The organism is Modestobacter sp. VKM Ac-2983, from assembly GCF_026967885.1.
Taxonomy (GTDB): Bacteria; Actinomycetota; Actinomycetes; order Mycobacteriales; family Geodermatophilaceae; genus Modestobacter.
In genome coordinates, this window is the sequence record NZ_JAPVBK010000001.1 from 1,103,118 (window position 1) to 1,119,847 (window position 16,730).

23 protein-coding genes and 1 tRNA gene are annotated in these 16,730 nt (G+C 74.3%); 14 read left to right on the forward strand and 10 right to left on the reverse strand.

All coding sequences use genetic code 11. The annotated features are described in order from the left end of the window. Positions 1–22 precede the first annotated feature (22 nt). The 3 genes from murI to O2W18_RS05315 are packed head-to-tail and all read left to right on the forward strand — an operon-like array spanning position 23 to position 2,604. Positions 23–850 (forward strand): glutamate racemase, encoded by an 828-nt coding sequence (gene murI / locus O2W18_RS05305; RefSeq protein ID WP_269171240.1) that lies wholly within the window; start codon positions 23–25, stop codon positions 848–850. Continuing rightward, entirely contained in the window at positions 847–1,587 is a 741-nt protein-coding gene (locus O2W18_RS05310) for an MBL fold metallo-hydrolase (RefSeq protein WP_269186509.1), read from the forward strand. Before murI ends, O2W18_RS05310 begins: the two co-directional genes overlap by 4 nt. Before the next feature lie 57 nt (positions 1,588–1,644). Then, positions 1,645–2,604, forward strand: coding sequence for a DNA polymerase domain-containing protein (locus O2W18_RS05315; RefSeq protein ID WP_269186510.1), 960 nt, complete (start codon positions 1,645–1,647; stop codon positions 2,602–2,604). Positions 2,605–2,614: 10 nt separating this feature from the next. On the opposite strand, the gene O2W18_RS05320 is transcribed toward O2W18_RS05315, so the two are convergent. Continuing rightward, entirely contained in the window at positions 2,615–2,995 is a 381-nt protein-coding gene (locus tag O2W18_RS05320; protein WP_269186511.1) for a VOC family protein, read from the reverse strand. A gap of 282 nt (positions 2,996–3,277) precedes the next feature. On the opposite strand from O2W18_RS05320, the gene O2W18_RS05325 reads away from it, so the two are divergent. After that, the gene (locus tag O2W18_RS05325) at positions 3,278–3,490 is read left to right on the forward strand and encodes a hypothetical protein (protein WP_269186512.1); all 213 of its coding nucleotides are present in this window, start codon (positions 3,278–3,280) and stop codon (positions 3,488–3,490) included. A gap of 43 nt (positions 3,491–3,533) precedes the next feature. Here O2W18_RS05325 and gndA read toward each other — a convergent pair whose 3' ends face one another. From gndA to O2W18_RS05350, 5 genes are all read right to left on the reverse strand, one after another. Then, a complete protein-coding gene (gene gndA / locus O2W18_RS05330) occupies positions 3,534–4,973 on the reverse strand; it encodes an NADP-dependent phosphogluconate dehydrogenase (protein WP_269186513.1) in 1,440 nt (479 codons plus the stop codon). Between the two features lie 110 nt (positions 4,974–5,083). Beyond that, on the reverse strand, positions 5,084–5,584 hold the full coding sequence (gene bcp / locus O2W18_RS05335; RefSeq protein WP_269171245.1) for a thioredoxin-dependent thiol peroxidase: 501 nt from the start codon (positions 5,582–5,584) through the stop codon (positions 5,084–5,086). Positions 5,585–5,632: 48 nt separating this feature from the next. After that, positions 5,633–6,037, reverse strand: coding sequence for a YjbQ family protein (locus tag O2W18_RS05340; protein WP_269171246.1), 405 nt, complete (start codon positions 6,035–6,037; stop codon positions 5,633–5,635). A gap of 61 nt (positions 6,038–6,098) precedes the next feature. Next, the gene (locus O2W18_RS05345; RefSeq protein WP_269186514.1) at positions 6,099–6,896 is read right to left on the reverse strand and encodes an SRPBCC family protein; all 798 of its coding nucleotides are present in this window, start codon (positions 6,894–6,896) and stop codon (positions 6,099–6,101) included. Continuing rightward, positions 6,893–7,471, reverse strand: a complete 579-nt coding sequence (locus O2W18_RS05350) for an ArsR/SmtB family transcription factor (RefSeq protein WP_269186515.1) — start codon at positions 7,469–7,471, stop codon at positions 6,893–6,895. The genes O2W18_RS05345 and O2W18_RS05350 overlap by 4 nt, the downstream gene beginning before the upstream one ends. Before the next feature lie 105 nt (positions 7,472–7,576). Here O2W18_RS05350 and rph point away from each other — a divergent pair, with 105 nt between their 5' ends. Next, the gene (gene rph / locus O2W18_RS05355; protein ID WP_269186516.1) at positions 7,577–8,299 is read left to right on the forward strand and encodes a ribonuclease PH; all 723 of its coding nucleotides are present in this window, start codon (positions 7,577–7,579) and stop codon (positions 8,297–8,299) included. Beyond that, the gene (rdgB, locus tag O2W18_RS05360) at positions 8,296–8,904 is read left to right on the forward strand and encodes an RdgB/HAM1 family non-canonical purine NTP pyrophosphatase (RefSeq protein ID WP_269186517.1); all 609 of its coding nucleotides are present in this window, start codon (positions 8,296–8,298) and stop codon (positions 8,902–8,904) included. Before rph ends, rdgB begins: the two co-directional genes overlap by 4 nt. Here the strand turns inward: rdgB and O2W18_RS05365 are convergent. Next, positions 8,901–9,026, reverse strand: a complete 126-nt coding sequence (locus O2W18_RS05365; protein WP_269186518.1) for a hypothetical protein — start codon at positions 9,024–9,026, stop codon at positions 8,901–8,903. The genes rdgB and O2W18_RS05365 overlap by 4 nt on opposite strands. 37 nt (positions 9,027–9,063) lie before the next feature. Here O2W18_RS05365 and O2W18_RS05370 point away from each other — a divergent pair, with 37 nt between their 5' ends. Together O2W18_RS05370 and O2W18_RS05375 are read left to right on the forward strand one after the other, a co-directional pair. Beyond that, positions 9,064–9,312, forward strand: a complete 249-nt coding sequence (locus O2W18_RS05370; protein ID WP_269186519.1) for a hypothetical protein — start codon at positions 9,064–9,066, stop codon at positions 9,310–9,312. Between the two features lie 41 nt (positions 9,313–9,353). Next, positions 9,354–10,274, forward strand: coding sequence for a DUF6910 family protein (locus O2W18_RS05375; protein WP_269186520.1), 921 nt, complete (start codon positions 9,354–9,356; stop codon positions 10,272–10,274). On the opposite strand, the gene O2W18_RS05380 is transcribed toward O2W18_RS05375, so the two are convergent. Then, positions 10,267–10,965 carry a hypothetical protein gene (locus tag O2W18_RS05380; protein ID WP_269186521.1) on the reverse strand — a complete coding sequence of 233 codons (699 nt, stop codon included), beginning with the start codon at positions 10,963–10,965 and terminating at the stop codon, positions 10,267–10,269. The two genes, O2W18_RS05375 and O2W18_RS05380, sit on opposite strands and share 8 nt — an antisense overlap. 51 nt (positions 10,966–11,016) lie before the next feature. Then, positions 11,017–11,097, reverse strand: a tRNA-Leu gene (locus tag O2W18_RS05385). A gap of 64 nt (positions 11,098–11,161) precedes the next feature. Between O2W18_RS05385 and O2W18_RS05390 the strand changes: the two genes are divergently transcribed. The 5 genes from O2W18_RS05390 to O2W18_RS05410 are packed head-to-tail and all read left to right on the forward strand — an operon-like array spanning position 11,162 to position 14,853. After that, a complete protein-coding gene (locus O2W18_RS05390) occupies positions 11,162–11,464 on the forward strand; it encodes a DUF3618 domain-containing protein (RefSeq protein WP_269186522.1) in 303 nt (100 codons plus the stop codon). Positions 11,465–11,502: 38 nt separating this feature from the next. Then, on the forward strand, positions 11,503–12,000 hold the full coding sequence (locus tag O2W18_RS05395) for a DUF427 domain-containing protein (protein WP_269186523.1): 498 nt from the start codon (positions 11,503–11,505) through the stop codon (positions 11,998–12,000). Positions 12,001–12,031: 31 nt separating this feature from the next. Continuing rightward, positions 12,032–12,325 (forward strand): metal-sensitive transcriptional regulator, encoded by a 294-nt coding sequence (locus O2W18_RS05400; RefSeq protein WP_269157380.1) that lies wholly within the window; start codon positions 12,032–12,034, stop codon positions 12,323–12,325. Between the two features lie 39 nt (positions 12,326–12,364). Next, the gene (locus tag O2W18_RS05405) at positions 12,365–12,571 is read left to right on the forward strand and encodes a heavy-metal-associated domain-containing protein (protein WP_269186524.1); all 207 of its coding nucleotides are present in this window, start codon (positions 12,365–12,367) and stop codon (positions 12,569–12,571) included. Beyond that, the gene (locus O2W18_RS05410) at positions 12,568–14,853 is read left to right on the forward strand and encodes a heavy metal translocating P-type ATPase (protein WP_269186525.1); all 2,286 of its coding nucleotides are present in this window, start codon (positions 12,568–12,570) and stop codon (positions 14,851–14,853) included. Before O2W18_RS05405 ends, O2W18_RS05410 begins: the two co-directional genes overlap by 4 nt. A 24-nt stretch (positions 14,854–14,877) precedes the next feature. Here O2W18_RS05410 and O2W18_RS05415 read toward each other — a convergent pair whose 3' ends face one another. Next, positions 14,878–15,498, reverse strand: a complete 621-nt coding sequence (locus tag O2W18_RS05415) for a TetR/AcrR family transcriptional regulator (protein WP_269186526.1) — start codon at positions 15,496–15,498, stop codon at positions 14,878–14,880. Positions 15,499–15,618: 120 nt separating this feature from the next. Between O2W18_RS05415 and O2W18_RS05420 the strand changes: the two genes are divergently transcribed. Further along, positions 15,619–16,698 carry an EAL domain-containing protein gene (locus O2W18_RS05420; protein ID WP_269186527.1) on the forward strand — a complete coding sequence of 360 codons (1,080 nt, stop codon included), beginning with the start codon at positions 15,619–15,621 and terminating at the stop codon, positions 16,696–16,698. Positions 16,699–16,730 lie beyond the last annotated feature (32 nt).

The following is a 16,730-nucleotide window of genomic DNA, read 5'->3' on the forward strand; positions in this document are numbered from 1 at the left end:
GGCCGTTAGCCTGGCTGCCGACATGAGCACTGCGACAGCGGGGGCAGACGCGCCCATCGGGATCTTCGACTCCGGGGTCGGTGGGCTCACCGTGGCCCGCGCCGTCCTCGACCAGCTCCCGCACGAGGCCATCCGGTACCTCGGCGACACCGCGCACAGCCCCTACGGGCCCCGGCCGATCGCCGACGTCCGCCGGCACTCGCTGGCGGCGATGGACCAGCTGGTCGCCGACGGGGTCAAGATGCTCGTCATCGCCTGCAACTCCGCCAGCGCCGCCTGCCTGGGCGACGCCCGGGAGCGCTACGACGTCCCGGTGGTCGAGGTGGTGCTCCCCGCCGTCCGCCGGGCGACCGCGGCGACGCGCAACGGCCGGGTGGGCGTCATCGCCACCCAGGCAACCGTCACCAGCGGTGCCTACGAGGACGCGTTCGCCGCGGCGCCGCAGCTCAGCGTCACCAGCGCCGCCTGCCCCAGCTTCGTCGACTTCGTCGAGCGCGGGATCACCAGCGGCCGGCAGCTCGTGGGGTTGGCGCAGTCCTACCTGGACCCACTGCTGGGGGCCGGCGTCGACACCGTCGTGCTCGGCTGCACGCACTATCCGCTGCTCACCGGCGTGCTGTCGCTGGTGCTGGGTGAGGAGGTCACGCTGGTGTCCAGCGCGGAGGAGACGGCCAAGGACGTGTACCGGGTGCTGACCCGGACCGACCTGTTGCGCGACCCGGAGGGCCCACCGCCGGTGCACCGGTTCCTCGCCACCGGCGATCCCGAGCCCTTCGCCCGGCTCGGCCGGCGGTTCCTCGGCCCGGAGGTCGACGCCGTCCTGCCTGCGGGTGCGGAGGCCGGGGCGTGAGGCTCACCGTCGTCGGCTGCTCCGGCAGTGCACCCGGCCCGTCCTCCCCGGCGTCCTGCTACCTGGTGGAGCACGAGGAGTTCGCCCTGCTCCTGGACCTGGGCAACGGGTCCTTCGGCGCCCTGCAGGGGCTCACCGACCCCAGCCGGGTCGACGCCGTCTACCTCAGCCACCTGCACGCCGACCACTGCCTGGACGCGGCGCCGTTCATCGTGTGGCACCGCTACTCGGGCCGCTCCGACGGCCGCGCCGTGCCGCTGTACGCACCCGTCGGTGCCGACCGCCGCCTGGCCGCCGCCTACGACGCCGACGGCGGGCCGATCGACGACGTCTTCGACGTCACCCCGGTCGGCCCGGGCACCTGGTCCATCGGGCCGTTCGAGGTCCGGACGGCGCGGACGGCCCACCCGGTCGAGTGCTACGCCGTGCGGCTGACCGTGGGTGGCCGGTCGCTGGTCTACACCGGTGACACCGGCCCGTCGGACGCCGTGGTCGAGCTGGCCCGGGGTGCCGACGTGCTGCTGGCCGAGGCCGCCCACCCCGACGTCCCCGACCTGCCGCCCGCGCTGCACCTGACCGGCCGGCAGGCCGGTGAGCACGCGGCCGCCGCCGGGGTGGGCCGGCTGCTCGTGACGCACGTGCCCGCCTGGGTGGACGCGGAGGCGCAGCTGGCCGCGGCCCGGTCGGTCTTCCCGGCCGCCGAGCTGGCCCGGCACGCCGCCGTCTACGACATCTGAGGAAGAGGCCCGTCCGGACCGGTTGCCCCGTGCGGATGGGCGCGGCACGGTGACCGGGTGGCCAGCAGCGACGAGGAACGGGACGGCGTCCGGCTGAGCAGCCTGGACTCCCCGCTGGGCGACGGGCTCGAGGTGACCAAACGGGAGCTCGTCGACCACCTGGACGCCTTCGCCGACCGGCTCGTGCCGCTGCTCGCCGGGCGCCCACTGACGATCAAGCGGGTCCGGCCCGGCGCCGCGCCGTTCATCCAGCGCGACGTGCCGAAGGGCGCACCGGAGTGGGTCCGGACGGTGGCCACCTGGTCCGACCGGGCGCACCGTGAGGTGCACCAGGTGCTGGTCGAGGACCGCCGCACCCTGCTGTGGCTGGCCAACCAGCGGGCCGTCGAGTACCACGTGCCGTTCAGCCGGGTGGGGGAGGAGCAGCCCACCGGGCTGGTGCTGGACCTCGACCCGCCCGAGGGTGCGCCGTTCGACGTGGTCGTGCGCACGGCGCTGCTGTGCCGCCGGGTGCTGGCCGAGGCCGGTCTGTCGGCGGCGGTGAAGACGAGTGGGTCGACGGGGCTGCACGTCGTCGTCCCGGTGCACGGGTCGCCGGCCGAGGACGTCGCCGCCGCCACCCGGGCCCTGGCCGCCCGGACCGAGCGGCTGGACCCGGAGCTCGCGACCACCGCCTACGTGGTGGCCGAGCGGGGTGACCGGGTGTTCGTCGACTCGACCCGCTCCGGCCGGGGGACGGTGGCGGCGGCGTACAGCCCCCGGGTGCGGCCCGGGCTGCCGGTGTCCACGCCGGTGGACTGGGAGGGGCTGGACGGCGTCCGGCCCGGCGACGTCACCGTGCGCACCGCCCGGGAGCGGATCGGGGACGGCGACCCGTGGGCCGCGGCGCTGCCGGAGCCCCAGCAGCTGCCCGCCGACCTGGTCGCCGAGGGCCACACCATCCCGGTCGCCCGGGTGGCCGCCATGCACGAGGGCAAGCGCCGCGCCCGCGCCAAGGCGGCCGAGAGCGGGTCGTGAACGGGCGGTCTCAGCGGGCCGGGTGACCCAGGTCGACGACGCAGAACAGGTTGTCGTCCGGGTCGGCGAGGACGACGAAGTCCGGGTCGTCCGGGTAGCTGTCCCAGTTGACCCGTCGGGCGCCGAGCGCGATGAGGCGTTCTGCCTCGACGGCCTGCTCGGCCCGGTCGGCGACGTGGAGATCCAGGTGCAGGCGGGGATGGGAGGGCGGCGGTGTGGTGCTGGTCTGCAGCGCCAGCCGGGCGCCCGGCGCGCCGGGTGGTGGCGCCAGGACGTTCGCACAGCCACCGAAGCCGCCGTCGACGAACTCGTAGCCCAGGGCAGCGCGCCAGAACTCGACGGCGCGCTGGACGTCGGTGACGCCGAGGACGACCTGCCCGACGGTGACCATCCGGTGATCGTGGCACGACAGCCGGAGGTCGTGGCCTTCGCGGTGGGGTGGGGTTCTCTACGGTGGCGGCCGTGATCGTCTGGCTGAACGGTGCGTTCGGCGCGGGGAAGACGGCCGCCGCTGCCGAGCTGCGACGCCGCCGGCCGGAGCTGTTCGAGTACGACCCCGAGATGGTCGGGTACCTGCTGCGGTGCGCGCTGCCGGTCCCGACCGGCGACTTCCAGGACCTGCCCGAGTGGCGGGACCTCGTCGTCGCAGCGGGGCGTCGAGGTGCGGCACGTCGTGCTCGACGTCGCCGACGACGAGCTGACCCGCCGGATCCGCACCGACGAGGTCGAGCCGGGCGCCCGGTCATGGCGGCTCGAGCACGTTCGGGCGTACGCGGATGCCCGGGCGTGGCTGGTCGCAGCGGCCGATCTCGTCGTGGACTGCACGACGATGACGGTCGAGCAGGTGGCCGACGAGGTGGCGGGCGTGCTGCCCCCCGCCGGCTGACCGCCGGGCCCGCGGTGGGGGCCCGGCGGTCACGCGACCGCGGTCAGGCGGTCTGCACCTCGCGGCCGTCCTCGCCCCACATGGTGTGGAAGGAGCCCTCGCGGTCGGTGCGCCGGTAGGTGTGCGCGCCGAAGAGGTCGCGCAGGCCCTGGATCAGCGCGGCCGGCAGCCGCTCGGCCCGCAACCCGTCGTAGTAGGCCAGCGCACTGGCGAAGCCGGGCACCGGCACCCCGTGCCGGGCCGCACCGGCCACGACCTGCCGCCAGCTCTCCTGGCCCTCGCTGACCGCGTTCCGGAAGTACTCGTTGGTCAGCAGGGTGGTGACGTCGGGCTCGTCGGTGAACACCTGGCTGATCCGGTCCAGGAAGCGCGCCCGGATGATGCAGCCACCGCGCCAGATCTTGGCCAGCGCCGCCCGGTCGATGTCCCAGCCGTGCTGGTCGGCGCCCTGGGTGATCTGGTCGAACCCCTGGGCGTAGGCGACCACCTTCGAGGCGTACAGCGCCTGGCGCACCGACTCGATGAAGGCGTCCTTGTCGGCCACCTGCTCGTCCCACTCGCGGTCGGGCCCCGGCAGCACCTTCTGGGCCGCCTGCCGCTGCTCCCGGTGCCCGGACAACGCCCGGGCGAAGACGGCCTCCGCGATGCCGCTGACCGGCACGCCCAGGTCGAGCGCAGACTGCACGGTCCAGCGACCGGTGCCCTTCTGCTCGGCCTCGTCCAGCACGATGTCGACGAACGGCCCACCGGTCTCGGCGTCGGTGTGCCGCAGCACCTGCGCGGTGATCTCGATCAGGTAGCTCTCGAGGTCGCCCTCGTTCCAGCTGGCGAAGACGTCACCGATCTCCGCGGGCGTCAGCCCCAGCCCCTGGCGCAGCAGGTCGTAGGCCTCGGCGATGAGCTGCATGTCGGCGTACTCGATGCCGTTGTGCACCATCTTCACGAAGTGGCCGGCGCCGCTGGCCCCGATGTGGGTGCAGCACGGCTCGCCGTCGACGACGGCGGCGATCGACTCCAGCAGCGGGCCGACCAGCGCGTAGGCATCCTTGGAGCCGCCGGGCATGATGCTCGGCCCGTTGAGCGCGCCCTCCTCACCGCCGCTGATCCCGGTGCCCATGAAGTGCAGGCCCCGGGCGGTGAGCGCCTCGGTGCGGCGGATGGTGTCGGTGAACAGGGCGTTGCCGCCGTCCATCAGCACGTCGCCCTCGTCCAGCAGCGGGGCGATCTCCTCGATGACGCCGTCGGTGGCCGCGCCCGCCTGCACCATGACGATGATCTTGCGCGGGCGCTGCAGGGCGCCGACGAACTCCGCCATCGAGCCGGTCGGCACGAAGTCGCCCTCGCTGCCGTGCTGCTCGACGAGGGTGTCGGTGCGCCCCCTGCTGCGGTTGTGCAGGACCACCTGGTGGCCGTGCCGGGCGAGGTTGCGGGCGAGGTTGGCACCCATGACCGCGAGCCCGGTGACGCCGATCTGATCACTCATGCCACGACCCTGCCCGACCAGGTGCCGTGCTGACCAGTCGCCGTCCACTCCGTGGACTCACGGCCGTCCCGCCGCTGCTCCTCGCGGACCGTGCGGGACAGGAGGGACGGTCAGTCGATGCCGAGGTCGCGCATCAGCTTCGCCACGTGCCCGGTCGCCTTGACGTTGTAGGCGGCCTTCTCGATCCGGCCGTCGGCGCCGACCACGAACGTCGACCGGATGACCCCGACGACCTCCTTGCCGTACAGCTTCTTCGGGCCGTAGGCGCCGTAGGCCGTCAGCACCTGCTTCTCCGGGTCGGAGACCAGGGTGATCGACAGCTCCTCCTGCTCCCGGAACCGGCTCAGCTTCTCGGGGACGTCGGGGGAGACGCCGATGATGTCCAGCCCGGCTTCGGCCAGGTCCCCGGCCGCCGCGGTGAAGTCCACGGCCTGGGTGGTGCACCCCGGGGTGAGCGCGGCCGGGTAGCAGTACACGATGACCCGCCGACCCCGGTAGGACGACAGCGAGACGGGCGTGCCGTCGGCGTCCGGGAGGGTGAACTCGGGCGCCGGGTCACCGGGGGCGAGGCGGACGGGGGCCGTGTCGATGCCGGGGTCGGTCTCGGTCATGGGGGGATCGTGCCGCACCCGGCCGGCGGTGCCCAACCCGGCTTCCGCTCAGCCGGCCAGGAAGCTGAACCGCACGTGCCGTGAGGGGTTGTCGACGTTGGTGTCGACGAAGCAGATGCGCTGCCACGTGCCCAGGGTCAGCCGCCCCTCGAGCACCGGCACCGTGGCGTGCGGCGGGACGAACGCCGGCAGCACGTGGTCGCGGCCGTGCCCGGGGGCGCCGTGCCGGTGCCGCCAGCGGTCGTCGCGGGGGAGCAGCTCGTCCAGCTGGGCGAGCAGGTCGTCGTCGCTGCCGGCACCGGTCTCGATGATCGCGATCCCGGCGGTCGCGTGCGGGACGAACACCTGGAGCAGGCCGTCGCCCTCGCCGCGGACGAACTCGGCGCACTCGTCGGTGAGGTCGACGATCGAGGGCACGCCCCCGGTGCGGACGGCACGGAGCTCTGAGCGCATGGGGACACCATGGCATCCGCGCCCGCCGGGGACATCCGGGCGGTCGGTCCCGCGCCGGGCATCAGGCCGGGACGGCGAGCCCTTGCAGCCAGGTCTGCCAGGCGGGCTCCTCGCGCCGCACGTAGTCCGCCGCGTCGGCGGAGAACAGGTACCCGCGCACGCCCGCCGTCGCCGTGCCGTCGCCGTCGCCGTAGGCGTGGGCGAAGACGCTGAGCATCCCGGGTACCGGCGAGGTGAGCCGGACGAGCGCCTGTCGCTCGCCGACCCGCTCGACCGTGCCGGTGGCACCGCGCACCTCGATCGCTGCGCCCTCGTCGCCCAGTCCGAGAGCGTCGTGCAGGGCCGACCAGACCGTCTCCGCGTCGCCGGGGTGGGAGGCGGTGGCCTCCAGTTGCCTGGCTTCCTGGCCGGGGAAGTGCGCCAGGTAGAGGCGCAGGTTGTCGAAGAACGGCATCCAGTTGGGGCCCAGGCTGTCCCACCACTCCGACTCCCAGGCGGCGCCGGTCCCGAAGCCGCTGCTGGTGACGCGCACGATGCAGGTGCCGCCGGACTGCGCCTCGACGAGGAACTCCGACGTGAGCGGGCTCAGCGCGTCCGGGTCCTTGCCCATCAGGGCGGCCCAGTCCTCGTCGTAGGCGAGGCGGCGCGGTGGGTCCCAGCCGGTGACCCGGCCGTCCGAGCCCATCTCGGGGCCCATGGAGAAGCGCAGGGAGCCGCCCTCGTGCTCCTCGATCTCGGTCGGCAGGAACCAGGCGCTCATGCCCTGGGCGGTCGCGATGGCCTGCCAGACCTGTTCGGGTGTGCCCGGGACCTCGACGCTGAACTCCAGGCGGTACGGGACGTCCGTGGTCGTGCTCATGTTCTCTCCTCGGGAACGGGATGGGCGGCGACGACGAGCCGGTGCGGGCGCCCGTCGTCGTGGTGGTACCGAGCGGCCAGGTCGAGCACCGCCGCGGTCAGGTCGTCGGCGAAGGCAGCCCGGTCGGCGGCCGACCGGAAGCCGATCCGGGTGTCGATGGTCAGCGTCGGCAGGCGGGTGCCCGATGCGCCGGCCCGGCGCGCCAGGGCGCCGACCTCGCGCACCAGCCGGCCGGCCAGCGCGACGAGATAGCCCGCCGACAGGTGGTCGGCGTTGGCGTCCGGGTCGGCCGCGGACGCGCTGACGGCCGCCGGTGACACGACGTACGACGCCGCCGACGCCTGCAGCACCCGCTCGGTGATCCCGCCGTGCCGGCGCGTCTCGGACAGCGCCACCAGGCCGTGCGCCTCGAGCGCCTTGAGGTGGTAGTTGACCTTCTGGCGGGTGATGCCGACCCGCGCGGCGAGCCCGGAGGCGGAGGCCGGAACGGCCAGCTCGCCGAGCAGCCGCGCCCGGACCGGGTCCAGTGCGGCGGCGGCTGCCTCCGCGTCCTCGATGACCTCGACGGCCTGCATGACGCCACGATGCTCTTGACAAGAAAAACTGTCAAGGGTCCGTCCGCTCGTCGGCGGAGACGATGTCGGCAGGCCACCGCGGGGGCGTCAGTACCCTCGGACGACGTGACCCGCCCCGACGGCCGCGCGGCCGACCAGCTCCGCCCGGTGACCATCACCCGCAACTGGCTCGACCACGCCGAGGGCTCGGTGCTCGTCGAGTTCGGTCGCACCCGCGTGCTCTGCGCGGCCAGCGTCACCGAGGGGGTGCCCCGCTGGCGCCGCGGCTCGGGCCTGGGCTGGGTCACCGCCGAGTACTCGATGCTCCCGCGGGCCACCCACACGCGCAGCGACCGCGAGTCGGTCAAGGGCAAGGTCGGTGGCCGCACCCACGAGATCAGCCGGCTCATCGGCCGGTCGCTGCGGGCGAGCATCGACCTGGCCGCACTGGGGGAGAACAGCATCGCGCTGGACTGTGACGTCCTGCAGGCCGACGGTGGCACGCGCACCGCCGCGATCACCGGTGCCTACGTGGCCCTGGCCGACGCGGTGAGCTGGCTCGGCGAGCGCGGCAAGCTGGCCAGCGCGACCCCGCTGCCGAACTCGGTCGCCGCGGTCAGCGTGGGCGTCATCGACGGCGAGCCGCGGCTGGACCTCGCCTACGAGGAGGACGTCACCGCCGGCACCGACATGAACGTCGTGTGCACCGGCACCGGCGGCTTCGTCGAGGTCCAGGGGACGGCGGAGGGCGCCGTCTTCGACCGGGCCACCCTCGACCAGCTGCTCGACCTGGCCGTCGCCGGCTGTGCGGAGCTGACCCTGGCCCAGCAGGTGGCGTTGTCGGCGTGAGCCAGCTGCTGCTCGCCACCCGCAACGCCGGCAAGCTCGCCGAGCTGCAGCGGCTGCTGGCCACCGCCGTCCCCGGGGTCGAGGTGCTGGGCCTGCGCGACGTGCCGGAGTACCCCGAAGCGCCGGAGACCGGGGCGACGTTCGAGGAGAACGCGCTGCTCAAGGCGCGGGAGGCGGTCCGGTACACCGGCCTGCCGGCGGTCGCCGACGACTCCGGGCTGGCCGTCGACGCGCTCAACGGGATGCCGGGGATCCTGTCCGCCCGCTGGTCCGGGCGGCACGGGGACGACCCGGCCAACACCGCGCTCCTGCTCGGGCAGCTCGCCGACGTGCCCGACGAACGGCGCGGTGCGGCGTTCGTCTGCGCGGCTGCGCTGGTCACGCCGGACAGCGGCGAGCACGTGCTCGAGCGGCGCTGGCACGGCACGGTCGTCCGGGAGCCCCGGGGCAGCAACGGCTTCGGCTACGACCCGGTGTTCGTGCCGACCGGTCTGACCGTGACGTCGGCGGAGCTGGAGCCGGCGGAGAAGGACGCGATCAGCCACCGGGGGCGGGCGTTCGCCGCGCTGCTGCCGGTCATCGGCGAGGTGCTCGGCGGCAGCTAGCGGCGCTGCGTCCAGTCGGTGAACCAGAGCGCGAACGCCGCCAGCACCGGGTGGAACGCGAGCACGAGGAAGGCCGCGTCGACGGCGGGCGGTGGCGGCACGTCGCTACCGTCGGGCTCCATCGGCCGCAGCGGGCGACCGGGGACGGGGGAGTGGCCGATGGCCAACCTGGAGCAGCTGCGCAGGTTCGGGCTGGTGCTGGAGATGGCCGAGGCGGCCGGGGACGGTGACTGGCGGGCCTGGACGGCGGTGCTGAGCGGCCTGGACGAGGACACCCGCGCGGACGTCGTCCGGCAGTCCTCCCTGGTGATCGCGATGCTCTGCGAACGGGAGGCCGAGCGCCGGGGCATCACCCGGGACCAGTTCCTGGCCCAGTTCCGGGCCGAGGCGATGGACTCCCTCGGCTGATCGGAGGCGTGCCGGGTCGTCCCGGCGGGCACGATGGCGAGATGCGGATCACGGTGGAGCACGTCCGGACCCTGACCTTCGACGACGGGACGCCGGTGACGGCCGCCTCCGCGATCGCGCCGCTGGGTGACGGCTGGCTGGTGGCCCCGGACGACGCGACGATCGCCGCCTGGGTGCGGCCGGGCGGGGTGACGCCGGTACGCGTGCTGCCGCCGGTCGAGGGGCTGGACCACTTCAGCGAGCCGGCGGGCACCAAGCACCTCAAGCCGGACCTGGAGGTGGCCTGCCCGGCCGAGGTGGACGGCGAGCCGGCCGTCCTGCTGCTCGGGTCCGGGTCGACGCCGCGGCGGATGCGCGGGGTGCTGGTCCGGCTGGAGGGCGGCGAACCGGTCGTGCAGGCCGGCGAGCTGAGCCCGCTCTACGCCCGGGTGGCGCAGCTGCTGGAGGTCCCGGCCGACCAGCTGAACCTCGAAGGGGGCAGCCGGCACGGGGACACCGTCCGCTGGTTCCACCGGGGCAACCTCGCCGCCGGGGCGGGCCCGGCCAGCGTCGACCTCCCGCTGGCCGACCTGGTCGCCGCCGTGCTGGGCCGGGGCGGCGCCGACGCGGTGCCGATCTCCTCGCCCCGGTCCTACGACCTCGGCCGGGTGGCCGGGGTGGGGCTGGCGATCACCGACGCGGTCGCGCTGCCGGACGGGCGGGTGCTGCTCTCCGCGGCCGCCGAGGACACCCCGAACGCGGTCGACGACGGCCCGGTGGTCGCCGCCGCCCTCGCGCTGGTCGACGGCGGGACCGTGCTCGACATCGCGGCGGTGCCCGAGGTCGACGGCCGCGTGCACAAGGTGGAGGGGCTGGCGCTGTGCGCGGTCGAGGACGCCCGGGTGTGCCTGCTGGGCGTCGTGGACGACGACGACCCGACAGCGCCGTCGGTGCAGCTGGAGCTGCTGGTCGAGTTCACCTGATCCCCCTGGCCTGCGGCACCGCCTCGTCGGCTCCCGCCTCGCGGCGTCCCTCGAGGAAGTAGGCGCCCAGTGCGCCGGCCAGCGTGGCGAACACCGCGACCGAGTAGACGGCCAGGGCGACCTCGAGGAAGCGGGCGAGACCGTGGTCGGTGTCGAGCACCTGCCCGGTGATCGTCGCCAGCGCGGCGTCGTGCAGGGCCGGTCCGTAGGTGTCGTAGGCCCCCACGACGTAGAGCAGCTGGCTGCTGGCCAGGACGACGACGCCGGTCACCGCGGTGAGCCAGCCGATCCGGCCGGTGAGCAGCCGGCCGGCCGACCGTGAGCCGCGGACGGCGGCGGACAGCACGCCGCCGATGCGAGCGGTCCGCAGCAGCGTGAGGGCGCGGGCGAACCGGAGGAACGGCAGCGCCAGGAAGACCAGCTGCCACCAGTTGCGCAGCCAGAAGCGCCGCTGGCTGGGCGCCCGGACCGCGCGGAAGACGAACTCGGCCACGAAGACCGCCCAGCAGATCCAGCCGAGGACGGTCAGCGTCGTGACCAGCCAGGGCTCCCGGGCCAGCGCCTGGCCCAGGACGATGAGCACGAACACCAGGCCGAGTGCGCCCATCGGCCGGTCGAGCCGGGTGGCCAGCCCCTCGGTCTCGACCGACGGATCGGGAGGGGGTCTGCGGGTCGTGCCCTCGTCGCGCATGGGACAGCCCTACCCGCCGGGGTCCGTCGGCCGCACGTCGGTGTCCGCCCGTGCGGGAGGCGGGAGTCGAACCCGCACGCCCGAAGGCACCAGATCCTAAGTCTGGCGTGGCTGCCGTTACACCACTCCCGCGTCGGAGGGAGTCTAGGAGGCTCCCGTTCGGCCGGGGCCGATGCCATCTGGCAGGCTGTCGCCCGTGCCGAGGACCCCTGAGCAGATCCAGCAGGAGATCGACGCCGCCCGCGAGTCGCTGGGGGCCACCCTGGACGAACTGGCGTTCCGTACGAACCCGCAGCGCCTGGCCGACCAGGGCAAGGCGAAGGTGCAGGAGTTCCTGCAGAGCCCGCCCGGGATCGCGCTCGTCAGCGTGGTCGGCCTGACCGTCACCTTCGTCGTGACCCGGAAGGTCGTCCGCCGCGTCCGGGGCACCGACCGCCGGGTGGAGCCCGTGGTCACCTACCGCCGGGAGCCCGTGGTCACGTACCGCCGGGTGCGCTGACCCGACCGGCCCCCGCCGGTGAGGCGCACACTCGGGGCGTGTACCCACCGCCGCGTGACCCCGTCGGACCCGGCCAGGAGTCGGTCTGGAGCTACCCGCGCCCGCCGTCGGCCGAGGTGACCGGACGACGCCTCGAGCTCACCCTCGGCGGGCGGGTCATCGCCCGCACCGACCGGGCGGTCCGGGTCTGCGAGACCAGCCACCCGCCGGTCTTCTACGTGCCGTCCGCCGACGTCGAGGCCGGGGTGCTGGAGCGGGGCACCGGCTCGTCGTGGTGCGAGTTCAAGGGCATGGCCACCTACTGGGACGCCGTCGTCGACGGGGTGCGGCACCCGTCGATCGCCTGGTCCTACGAGCAGCCCACCGCCGGCTACGAGCAGCTGCGCGGTGCGCTCGCCTTCTACCCGAGCCGGCTGGACGGCGCGACGGTCGACGGCGAGCCGGTGCGGGCGCAGGCCGGCGACTTCTACGGCGGCTGGATCACCGACGAGGTGGTCGGCCCGTTCAAGGGCGAGCCCGGCACGCGCGGCTGGTGAACCCCTACCCCCTAGGGGTATGGTGGTCGGCATGACGGGCTACGACGGCAACAAGGACCAGTTGCTCGCGCGGCTCAAGCGCGTGGAGGGCCAGGTCCGCGGCATCGCGCGGATGGTCGAGGACGACACGTACTGCATCGACGTCCTCACCCAGGTCTCCGCCGCGACCAAGGCGTTGCAGGCGGTCGCCATCGGCCTGCTCGACGACCACCTGGCGCACTGCGTGCGTGAGGCCGTCGCCAGCAGCGCCGAGGACGACGGCGCCGCCGCCGACGCCAAGATCGCCGAGGCCTCCGCGGCCATCGCCCGGCTCGTCCGTTCCTGACCCAGCTGCCCTGATCCATCCAGCGAGGAGAGAACCACCGTGCAGACCCTGGACTTCACCGTCACCGGCATGACCTGCCAGCACTGCGTCGCCTCCGTCACCGAGGAGGTCAACGAGCTCGCCGGCGTCCAGGAGGTCGACGTCGACCTGGCCACCGGCCGGCTGCACGTCGTCGGCGACGTCACCACCGACCAGGTGCAGGCCGCCGTGGCGGAGGCGGGCGACTACACCGCCCAGCCGGCATGAGCGTCGGGCCCCAGGCGGAACGGCCGGCAGCCGGGGCCCCGGCCGGCGAGGGCCTGGTTGCGGAGGACGAGGTCCGCCTCGACATCACCGGCATGACCTGCGCTAGCTGCGCGAACCGGATCGAGCGCAAGCTCAACAAGCTCGACGGCGTGCAGGCCAGCGTCAACTACGCCACCGAGGCCGCCACCGTCCGGTTCGATCCGACGCGGGTCGACCCGGACCAGCTGGTGGCCACGGTCGCGGCCGCCGGCTACTCCGCCGCGCTGCCGGCCCCGCCGGTCACCGAGGACGACGCCGGTGCACCGGAGGAGGCGGCCCGGACGCCGGAGGCCGCGCTTCGGCAGCGGCTGCTGGTCAGCGCCGCGCTCACCCTGCCGGTCCTGGTGCTGTCGATGGTCCCGGCGCTGCAGTTCGACAACTGGCAGTGGCTGGCCCTCACCCTGGCCAGCCCGGTCGCGGTCTGGGGCGCCTGGCCGTTCCACCGAGCCGCGGTGGTCAACGCCCGGCACGGCGCCAGCACGATGGACACCCTGGTCTCGATCGGGATCAGCGCGGCCTATCTCTGGTCGCTCTGGGCGCTGTTCCTCGGTGACGCGGGGATGCCGGGCATGCGGATGGAGTTCACCCTCCTCCCCGAGCGCGGCGCCGGCACGCACGAGATCTACCTGGAGGTGGCCGCGGCGGTCACCGTCTTCCTGCTCGCGGGCCGCTGGGCCGAGGCGCGCGCCAAGCGCCGGTCCGGGGCCGCGCTGACCTCGCTGCTCGAACTGGGGGCCAAGGACGCCGCGGTGCTGCAGGACGGGCGCGAGGTGCGGGTGCCCATCGCCCAGCTCGCCGTGGGGATGCGGTTCGTCGTCCGGCCGGGGGAGAAGGTCGCCACCGACGGCGTCGTCGTCAGCGGCAGCTCCGCGGTCGACCTGTCGATGCTGACCGGGGAGAGCGTGCCGGTCGAGGTCTCCACCGGCGACCGGGTCACCGGGGCCACGGTCAACGTCGGCGGCCGGCTGGTCGTCGAGGCGACCCGGGTGGGCACCGACACGACGCTGGCCCAGCTCGGCCGGCTGGTCACCCAGGCGCAGAGCGGCAAGGCGCCGGTGCAGCGGCTGGCCGACCGGGTCTCGGCGGTCTTCGTCCCCGTCGTCCTGCTCATCGCGGTGGGCACCCTGGTCACCTGGCTGCTCGTGACCGGCGACGTGACAGCGGCCTTCACTGCCGCGGTCGCGGTGCTGGTGATCGCCTGCCCGTGCGCCCTGGGCCTGGCCACGCCCACCGCGCTGCTGGTCGGCACCGGTCGCGGCGCCCAGCTCGGCGTGCTGATCAAGGGCCCGGAGGTGCTGGAGAGCACTCGCCGGGTCGACACCGTGCTGCTGGACAAGACCGGCACCGTCACCACCGGGCAGATGAGCCTGGTGGAGGTGGCCGGGCACCCGGACACGCTGCGACTGGCGGCTGCGGTGGAAGCCGGGTCCGAGCACCCGATCGCCCGGGCCATCGTCGCCGGCGCCGGTGAGCTCCCCGAGGTCGAGGGCTTCGCCAGCGAGCAGGGGATCGGGGTGCAGGGCCGGGTCGAGGGCCGGGACGTCGTCGTCGGCCGGACCTCGGCGATGCCGGGCCCGGTGCCGGCCGACCTGGCCGGGGTCGTTCAGCGCGCCGAGCAGGCCGGGCAGACCGCCGTCCTGGTCGCCGTGGACGGCGCGGTCACCGGGGTCTGCGTCGTCGCCGACACCGTCAAGCCCACCAGCGCGGCGGCGATCGTGCGGCTGCGGGAACTGGGCCTGGCCCCGGTGCTGCTGACCGGTGACAACGCCGGTGCCGCCGCGGCGGTGGCCCGCTCGGTGGGGCTGGACCCCGACCGCGGGGAGGTCGTCGCCGGGGTGCTGCCGGCGGGGAAGGTCGAGGTCGTCCGGGAGCTGCAGGCGCAAGGTCGGGTGGTGGCGATGGTCGGGGACGGCGTGAACGACGCCCCCGCACTGGCCCAGGCCGACCTCGGACTGGCGATGGGCTCGGGCACCGACGTCGCGATCGAGGCCAGCGACCTGACGCTGGTGCGCGCCGACCTGGACGCCGCGGTCGACGCCGTCCGGCTCTCCCGGCGGACCCTCGCGGTGATCAAGGGCAACCTGTTCTGGGCGTTCGCCTACAACGTCGCGCTCGTGCCGTTGGCAGCCCTGGGGTTCCTCAACCCGCTGCTGGCCGGGCTGGCCATGGCGGCGTCCTCGGTGCTGGTGGTCACCAACAGCTTGCGGCTGCGGGCCTTCCGGTCCAGCGCGCCGGTGGCCTGAGGCCGCCGGCGCGGGCGGGGCGTCTCAGGCCACGCGGCGGGCCTGGACCAGCGGCAGGACGACGTCGGTGAGCACCTCGTCGGCGAACTCCACCGAGACCGGCTCCCCGCCGAAGAGCCAGCGCTGCAGGATCGGCGAGCTCGCCGTCGAGGCCACCGCGGTGCCCAGTGCGGCCGGGTGCACCTCGCCGCGGGCCTCGGCCCGCTCCCACACCTGACGGAACGTCGAGCTCCAGACCTCCATCGGGCCCTGGTGGAAGGCCTCGCGCAGCTCCGGCTCGTGCGGCAGGGCCGACAGCAGCGACAGCGTGGCGGCACCGAGCGGGCCGTTGACCGCCTCGACCAGCCAGCGCAGCAGCAGCCGGAGGTCGCCCTCCAGCGAGCCGGTGTCCGGCGCCTCGATCGACTTCTGGCTCAGCTCGGCCACCGCGTCGGCGACCAGCTCGGACTTGGTCCGCCACCGCCGGTAGATCGTGGCCTTGCCGACGCCGGCGGCCGAGGCGACGGCGTCCATGGTCAGCGCCCCGTAGCCGGACTCCGCCAGCACCTGGAGGATCGCCGCACGGATGGCCCCGTCACGGGAGGGGTCGCGGGGCCGGCCGCCGCGGCCGGAGGGTGCACCGTCGGCGGGAGTAAGGGGAGGCACACCTGGGACAGTAACCGAGTTGATCTTCGGTGGCGTGTGATCCTCCGCGACCTGGACGCGGTGGCACCCGGGTCAGCGCGCCTGCGTGTTCGCGGAGTCACCGTCGGTCATCCTGCAGCGGTGAACGGGCCTGCCGACGTCGTCCGTCCCTCCTGGGGGACCCCCCAGCGCGCTCGCCGGCTGTTGCTGGCCAGCACGCTCAGCCACGTGCTGCCCAGCATCTCCCGGATCGCCGGGGCCATGGGGCTGCGGATCGGCACTGCGCCCGGTCTCCTGGACGTCGTCGACGACGAGGGCGGCCGGCGGATCGACCGGTTGTTCCAGCGGCTGGCCCGCGAGCTCACCGCCGCCGAGACCGAGGCCGTCCGGGTGACCACCGACCCGCCCAGCGACGGGGTCGCCCTGGCCACCCGTCTGCTCACCGCCCCCACGCTCGCCGTCGAGCTGGCCCGCCGCGGGGTGACCGTGGAGATGGCGCTGCTCACCGATGCCGAGCTGTGGCCGGTCTACCAGCCGATCATGTCCCTCACCACCGGTGGCATGGTCGGCCACGAGGCGCTGCTGCGCGGCCGGGTGGACGGGCGTGAGGTCGGCGGCGGCGACCTGTTCTTCCTCGCCGAGCGGGCCGGCTGGCTGCGCCGGCTGGACCGGGTGGCCCGCGAAGCGGCGATCCGCGGCGCGGCCGGCTGGCTGGGCAGCGCCGACCTCTACGTGAACTCCGACCCGGCGGCCGTCCACCGGCCCTCGGTCTGCCTGGCCAGCACCGAGCGGGCGGTGCACGACAGCGGCATCGACCCACGGCAGCTGGTCTTCGAGGTGGTCGCCTCGCACGCGGTGATCGACCACGAGCACCTGCTCTCGGTGCTGGAGCACCACCGGTCGCTGGGCTGGCGGGTCGCGCTGGACGACGTCGGCGTCGGCTGGTCGAGCCTGGCGCTGGTGAGCGTGGTCCGCCCCGACGTCGTCAAGCTCAGCAAGGCCCTGGTGTCCCGGCTGCACGAACCCGGTGCACACGCCATCGCCCGGGCCCTCACCGAGCTGACCCACCTGCAGGGCGGTGTGGTGGTCGCCGAGGGGATCGAGTCCGAGCGGATCGCCGACCAGGCGCGTGCGGTGGGGGCCGACCTGGGGCAGGGCTGGCTGTTCGGCCGACCAGTGCGCCCGGAGCCCGAAGCCGAGCCGGAGCTCGCCTTCGCCTGAGCGAACGTCCCCCGCCACTCGCGAGCTGCGGG